Annotated in this window: 5 protein-coding genes and 1 pseudogene; 3 read left to right on the top strand and 3 right to left on the bottom strand. The window is 43.7% G+C overall.

Going from position 1 to position 6,603, the window contains the following annotated elements; translation table 11 throughout:
• Positions 1-448: pseudogene (locus tag AB4496_RS10295) on the bottom strand (arginyltransferase); the annotation flags it as partial.
• Complete coding sequence (aat, locus tag AB4496_RS10290) at positions 448-1,158, bottom strand: leucyl/phenylalanyl-tRNA--protein transferase (RefSeq protein ID WP_009846342.1); 711 nt, start codon at positions 1,156-1,158, stop codon at positions 448-450. The pseudogene AB4496_RS10295 and the gene aat, both read right to left, overlap by 1 nt.
• Positions 1,159-1,211: 53 nt before the next feature.
• Here aat and AB4496_RS10285 point away from each other — a divergent pair, with 53 nt between their 5' ends.
• Together AB4496_RS10285 and aroA are read left to right on the top strand one after the other, a co-directional pair.
• On the top strand, positions 1,212-1,667 hold the full coding sequence (locus tag AB4496_RS10285) for a glycine zipper 2TM domain-containing protein (protein WP_009846343.1): 456 nt from the start codon (positions 1,212-1,214) through the stop codon (positions 1,665-1,667).
• Positions 1,668-1,829: 162 nt separating this feature from the next.
• Positions 1,830-3,110: a 3-phosphoshikimate 1-carboxyvinyltransferase gene (aroA, locus tag AB4496_RS10280; RefSeq protein WP_009846344.1), complete on the top strand. Its 1,281-nt coding sequence runs from the start codon at positions 1,830-1,832 to the stop codon at positions 3,108-3,110.
• Positions 3,111-3,188: 78 nt separating this feature from the next.
• Here the strand turns inward: aroA and AB4496_RS10275 are convergent, their stop codons facing one another.
• Complete coding sequence (locus tag AB4496_RS10275) at positions 3,189-3,434, bottom strand: YciN family protein (RefSeq protein WP_009846345.1); 246 nt, start codon at positions 3,432-3,434, stop codon at positions 3,189-3,191.
• Between the two features lie 439 nt (positions 3,435-3,873).
• On the opposite strand from AB4496_RS10275, the gene topA reads away from it, so the two are divergent.
• Complete coding sequence (topA, locus tag AB4496_RS10270; RefSeq protein ID WP_102257367.1) at positions 3,874-6,504, top strand: type I DNA topoisomerase; 2,631 nt, start codon at positions 3,874-3,876, stop codon at positions 6,502-6,504.
• Positions 6,505-6,603 lie beyond the last annotated feature (99 nt).

The raw sequence follows: 6,603 nt of genomic DNA, 5'->3' as shown, positions 1-6,603 counted from the left end.
CATCATAGATGTGCATGAACTTTGTAGCAAGCCATTCATTTTTAGAGAAATGCAGAAACTCTTCTTTCTTCGGTGGATACATGGTTCCCGAACGGTGGCGAGCGGTTATATAGCGGCTATACAAGTCAAACCAGTTGTCATCCATTTCATCTTTCAGCTCCCAACGCAGCGCTTTGGCCTTGTTGAGTATTCGTCGTTGGCTCTTGGAAAACTTGACCTCGGGAATCGACAGTCGAATCGCTTGGCACGATGAGCAATTATCGCAATGTGGTTTATAAATGGTTGTTCCACTGCGGCGAAATCCATTCGCAAGCAGAACTTCATAGTTATCTGCGGTGTGCATGTGTTCATCAAGCGTGACTGCCACTCTTTCTTCGAGGTGGGGTAAGTAACTGCAAGCGTGATTGTCTGTTAATCCAATTCTGATTTGTTGTAAATCTGGATTCATTAAGGCATTTCCTTTAGCCATTGTTTTTTAAAACATGCATCGTTAACGGACGTTTCTTTGAGTAATCGAAGAGAACTCAGGAATTCATCCCTATCAACCTCGATAGCGCCCAAGGATTCCAAGTGTGGGTTCATGACTTGGCAATCAATGAGTTGTCCGCCGAATTGTGTAAAGTGCTCGCAAAAGTACCATAGCGCAATTTTAGAGGCATTAGTCTTCAGGCTGAACATCGATTCACCGCAAAAGACTTGGCCTCTTTGTAAGCCGTAAAGTCCGCCGATCAGTTCATCATCTTGCCAAACCTCAACCGAGTGGCAGAAACCTAATGAAGCGAGTTTGCGGTAGGCTGACTGCATGTCGCTGTTTAGCCAGGTTTCTTCTTTGGGCCTTAGTGAAGAGCAATAACCAATTACTTTGTCCGTCGCTTGGTTGATGCTGACTCGGTAATTGTGCTTTCTTTGAAACTTTTTAAGACTTTTTGACGGTTCGAATGTCTTAGGATTAAATACCGCTCGCGGTGCAGGGCTCCACCAAAGTATAGGCTCACCTGGGCCATACCATGGAAATATACCTTGGCTATAAGCGTTCAGAATTCGTATGGGTGACAAATCACCACCGAACGCGAGTAGACCGTTGGGTTCATCAAGCGCGTCGAAGGGCGAAGGAAACTCTATACTAGTAGTATCAAGTTCGGTTAGGTATATAGTCATAAGTACCGCATTACAGATTAATCACTGACCAAGAGGTCTTTAGGAGTTTTACCATGAAGAAGTTGCTTTGGATTTTACTTGTTTTGCCCATGTTGGCAAATGCAGCTTACAACAGAAACCAAGCCAGACCAGTGAATGAGGTCGTTTACGGTGAGGTTGATACGGTCAGGTACATTACCCAACAGGAGATCGTAGAGTCGAAAGCGAATGGTTGGGAAACCTTGTTGGGTGCGGCAATTGGTGGTTTGGTTGGTAATCAGTTTGGTGGCGGCACAGGTAAAGAAGTCGCAACGGCGGTTGGTGCTGTAGCGGGGGCGGGGATCGCTCGTAATCGCGGCAATACGCAATATCGGGTGGAATATAAACTCGTTGAATTATTGGTTAAAACCAAGGATGACAATCTGGTTAACATCATTCAAGACGTTGACAATTCGATGTTGTTCAATAGAGGTGATGATGTGCGGATTCTCTATTTTTCAGATGGCGTTCGAGTTGATCTAGTGTACTAGTATACAAATGTGTTTGGTTGGCTAATTAATCGCCTTTATTGAGGGGATTAGCTCTGGAGTTCGTCGGAAAAGTTCGTTAGTCTGCAAGTACGAAGAATTATTCATCACCCGAAAATAAATACGCGCCAGTGACTTCGGGTGGTACAAGGACTATAAGAACTAATGGAAAGCCTTACGTTACAACCAATTCAGAAAGTGAGCGGGGAAGTTAACCTACCTGGCTCAAAAAGTGTTTCTAATCGTGCGCTTCTTTTGGCTGCACTTTCAACGGGAACAACTCGCCTAACAAACTTACTAGACAGTGATGACATTCGTCATATGTTGAATGCATTAACACAGTTAGGTGTTGATTATCAGTTGTCTGCAGACAAAACAGTTTGTGAAGTGACAGGTGTTGGTGGTGCATTCTCAAGTGACAAAGCCCTAGAGCTTTTCTTAGGTAACGCGGGTACAGCAATGCGTCCATTGGCTGCTGCACTTTGTTTAGGTCGCGGTGAATACGTTCTTACTGGTGAGCCACGTATGAAAGAGCGTCCAATTGGTCACTTAGTGACTGCTCTGCAAGAGGCCGGCGCCAACGTCGAATACTTAGAGAACGAAAATTACCCACCGCTGAAGATCACGGGTACTGGGCTAAAGAGTGGTACAGTTTCTATCGATGGTTCTATCTCTAGTCAATTCTTGACGGCATTTTTGATGGCTGCACCTTTAGCTGAAGGCGAAGTGACCATCAAAATCGAAGGTGAATTGGTTTCTAAGCCTTACATCGATATTACGCTGCATATCATGAAGCAATTTGGTGTGGATGTTATCAACAGTGACTACCAAGAATTTGTGATTCCAACTGGGCAATCTTACATAGCACCCGGTGATTTCTTGGTTGAAGGTGATGCATCATCTGCGTCATATTTCCTTGCAGCCGCTGCTATCAAAGGTGGCGAGATTAAAGTGACAGGTATTGGCAAAAACAGTATCCAAGGTGATATCCAATTCGCTGATGCACTTGAGAAAATGGGTGCTGAAATCGAGTGGGGTGATGACTACGTTATCTCTCGTTGTGGTGAGCTAAAAGGCATTGATATGGACTATAACCATATTCCAGATGCGGCGATGACAATTGCGACAACGGCTCTGTTTGCTAAAGGAACAACCGCAATCCGCAATGTTTACAACTGGCGTGTGAAAGAGACGGATCGCTTAGCGGCAATGGCAACAGAACTACGTAAAGTAGGCGCTGAGGTGGAAGAGGGTGAAGACTACATCATTGTTAACCCTGTGGCTGAACTGACGCACGCGGCGATTGATACTTACGATGATCACCGCATGGCGATGTGTTTCTCATTGGTTGCTTTGAGTGACACCCCGGTGACGATCAATGATCCAGGTTGTACATCCAAGACATTCCCTGACTACTTCGATAAGCTGAAAATGCTGAGTCTATAAAAATACTAAGTCTATAAAAATGATAAGTATATAAAGGTCCAGGAACAAAAAAGCTTGCCTAGATGGCAAGCTTTTTAATTATTGCTGAATTGTAAATTCTTTCGAAAGGTGATGCGCCAAGTACTTAAACATGTTAAATACCGCGGTTGTATTTTCTGTCGGCATTCCGTTGTTGTCTAAGAAGTATTCACCTTTGAAAATGAGTACATCGTCTTTTTCTACTACGCTGTTTGCGCGCATGCCTTCAATGTAGTCATCATGTGATTGGATAATTTGGTTTGCGATAAGCAGTAAATCAAATTCTGCTATTACTTTCTTTGTCATGAGTTTATCTCTGATAACTGAATATAACGTTGAGTTTATGGTGTCGAACTAGAAATTCAATGATTTCACAACCGATTAAGAGAGTCTTTTCAAACATCCACAATTTATTTTGTGATTTATGACAAAAATAATTGAATGGGGCTCGCGTTAGATTCGCCGACAAGCTTAGTATGAGCGCGTTTAGACGTAATGCCTGATGAATAGGCTCTTGCAAGTATTCTTAGTGAGTACTTTATAGCTTCTTTGTATTGTGACTCTTTTCTCTATGAGTCGTCGAATTGTCGAGCGATCAGATCCAATTTTGAAAAAAGCGGTTGATCTTCTAGTAATCTCGCACAATAGTAAAAAAAGAAGCAATGAATTTAGAATATCATGCGTAAAAGCCCACAAGTAAAATTGTTGGTGTTGAAGCATCGTGATTAAGGACGTTAGAGTCAATATGGGTAAATCGCTCGTTATAGTGGAGTCGCCAGCCAAGGCTAAAACTATCAATAAATATCTTGGCAAAGACTTTGTCGTTAAGTCGAGTGTAGGTCACGTTCGTGATTTACCAACGGCGGGTCAAAGTACAGGTCAAAAGGCTGCTGCAGTTTCAACCAAGGGTATGAGCCCAGAAGATAAAGCTCGTATCAAGAAAGAAAAAGATCGCAAAGCGCTTATTAAAAAGATGGGTATCAACCCTTATCAAGAGTGGGAAGCGAATTACCAAATCTTACCGGGCAAAGAAAAAGTCGTTGCTGAATTGCAAAAACTGGCTGAGAACGCAGACCATGTTTATCTCGCAACCGATTTGGACCGCGAAGGAGAAGCTATCGCATGGCACCTTCGTGAGATCATCGGTGGTGATGAAACGCGATACAAACGAGTGGTTTTTAACGAAATCACTAAAAATGCTATTCAGCAAGCTTTCGAAACTCCAGGCGAGCTAAATATCGACGGCGTAAACGCACAACAAGCACGACGTTTTATGGACCGTGTTGTTGGCTTTATGGTGTCACCACTGCTTTGGAAAAAAATAGCACGAGGCCTATCCGCTGGCCGTGTTCAATCTGTAGCTGTAAAACTACTGGTTGAACGTGAGCGCGAGATCAACGCTTTTATCCCTGAAGAGTTCTGGGATGTGCATGCTGATACCAAAACGGCAGAGAAAACAGATTTCAGACTGCAAGTCGCTCAAAAAGACGGTGTTGCGTTTAAACCTGATAATGAAGCGCAAACACAAGCTGCAGTAAGCGTTTTAGAAAAAGCGCAATACGAAGTATGTAAACGTGAAGACCGCCCAACTAAGAGTAAGCCGTCTGCACCTTACATCACGTCGACTCTGCAACAAGCGGCGAGCACACGTCTTGGTTACGGCGTAAAGAAAACCATGATGTTGGCTCAACGTTTGTATGAAGCGGGTTACATCACTTATATGCGTACTGACTCGACCAACTTGAGTTCAGAAGCTGTAGAAGCCGCACGTGAATACATTGGTTCTGAGTTTGGTGCACAATATCTTCCACCGAAAGCGCTTGTATACGGCAGCAAAGAGGGCGCACAAGAGGCTCACGAAGCGATTCGTCCTTCGAGTGTCGATGTTAAGTCTGAAGACCTAAACGGCGTAGACGCGGACGCACACAAGCTTTACTCGCTGATTTGGAATCAATTTGTTGCATGTCAAATGACACCTGCGCAATACGATTCAACGACGGTAAGCGTTAAAGCTGATGAGTACACGTTAAAAGCGAAAGGCCGTATTCTTAAGTTTGATGGTTGGACTCGCGTTCAACGTCCAATGGGTAAAAATGAAGATACGATTCTTCCTGCTGTACAGGTTGGTGAAAAGCTAGACCTAATCGCATTAGACCCTAAACAGCATTTCACTAAGCCGCCAGCCCGTTTTACTGAAGCGGCGCTAGTTAAAGAGCTTGAGAAGCGTGGTATTGGTCGTCCTTCAACGTACGCATCAATCATCTCTACGATTCAAGACCGTGGTTATGTAAAAGTTGAACAGCGTCGTTTCTATGCTGAGAAGATGGGTGAAATTGTTACTGACCGTCTAGATGGCAGTTTCAATGACCTAATGAACTATGACTTTACGGCTCGTATGGAGCAGAAGTTAGACCAAATTGCAGAAGGCGAAGCAAGCTGGAAAGGCGTGCTAGATAACTTCTTCGAAGACTTTACAGGCGATTTGGAAAAAGCCGATTTAGATGAAGACGCTGGTGGCATGAAGCCAAATCATATCGTTGAAACCGATATTGAGTGTCCAACTTGTAGCCGTAAAATGGGTATTCGTACAGCTTCGACTGGCGTATTCCTAGGTTGTTCTGGTTATGCACTTCCACCAAAAGAGCGCTGTAAGACAACCATTAACCTTGGTGATGAAGACGGTATTATCAACGTTCTTGAAGAAGACGTTGAAACCGCAGCACTTCGAGCAAAAAAGCGTTGTCCGATTTGTGAAACGGCAATGGATGCTTATCTGATCGATGATAAGCGTAAGATGCATGTGTGTGGTAACAACCCTAACTGTGAAGGTTATGTGGTTGAACACGGCGAATTCAAAGTGAAAGGCTATGATGGTCCGCTTGTTGAGTGTGACAAATGTAGTTCTGACATGGTTTTGAAGAATGGTCGTTTCGGTAAATACATGGACTGTACGAGTGAAGATTGTAAGAACACTCGTAAGATTCTGAAGAATGGCGAAGTAGCGCCACCTAAAGAAGACCCAGTGCATTTCCCTGAACTCCCATGTGAAAATTCAGATGCATACTTCGTACTTCGTGATGGGGCTTCTGGTTTGTTTATGGCCGCGAGTAATTTCCCTAAATCACGTGAAACACGTGCACCATTAGTGGAAGAGCTGGTTCGTTTTAAAGACCGTATCTCACCTAAATTCCAGTATCTGGCATCAGCACCGGTTGCTGATCCTGATGGCAAGCCGACAGTAGTTCGTTTTAGTCGTAAGACAAAAGAAAACTACGTTCGTACCGAAGTGGACGGTAAACCTTCAGGTTGGACCGCTTTGTACATCGACGGTAAGTGGGAAGTTACGGATAAACGTAAAAAGCCTAAAGAGAAGTAACTGAATGTGTGACCCGATCTGATATGGGTTGACATTTTATTGATGAAAAAAGCAGCCATTAGGCTGCTTTTTTTTTGATCTGAATATGACTAATTATGC

The organism is Vibrio sp. 10N.222.46.A1 (assembly GCF_041473595.1).
Taxonomy (GTDB): Bacteria; Pseudomonadota; Gammaproteobacteria; order Enterobacterales; family Vibrionaceae; genus Vibrio; species Vibrio tasmaniensis_A.
This window is presented reverse-complemented; position numbering and strand designations above follow the sequence as displayed.

Coding starts and splice junctions, on each gene's coding strand:
- aat (WP_009846342.1), bottom strand. CDS start 1,158: ATGACTATATACCTAACCGAACTTGATACTACTAGTATAGAGTTTCCT.
- AB4496_RS10285 (WP_009846343.1), top strand. CDS start 1,212: ATGAAGAAGTTGCTTTGGATTTTACTTGTTTTGCCCATGTTGGCAAAT.
- AB4496_RS10275 (WP_009846345.1), bottom strand. CDS start 3,434: ATGACAAAGAAAGTAATAGCAGAATTTGATTTACTGCTTATCGCAAAC.
- aroA (WP_009846344.1), top strand. CDS start 1,830: ATGGAAAGCCTTACGTTACAACCAATTCAGAAAGTGAGCGGGGAAGTT.
- topA (WP_102257367.1), top strand. CDS start 3,874: ATGGGTAAATCGCTCGTTATAGTGGAGTCGCCAGCCAAGGCTAAAACT.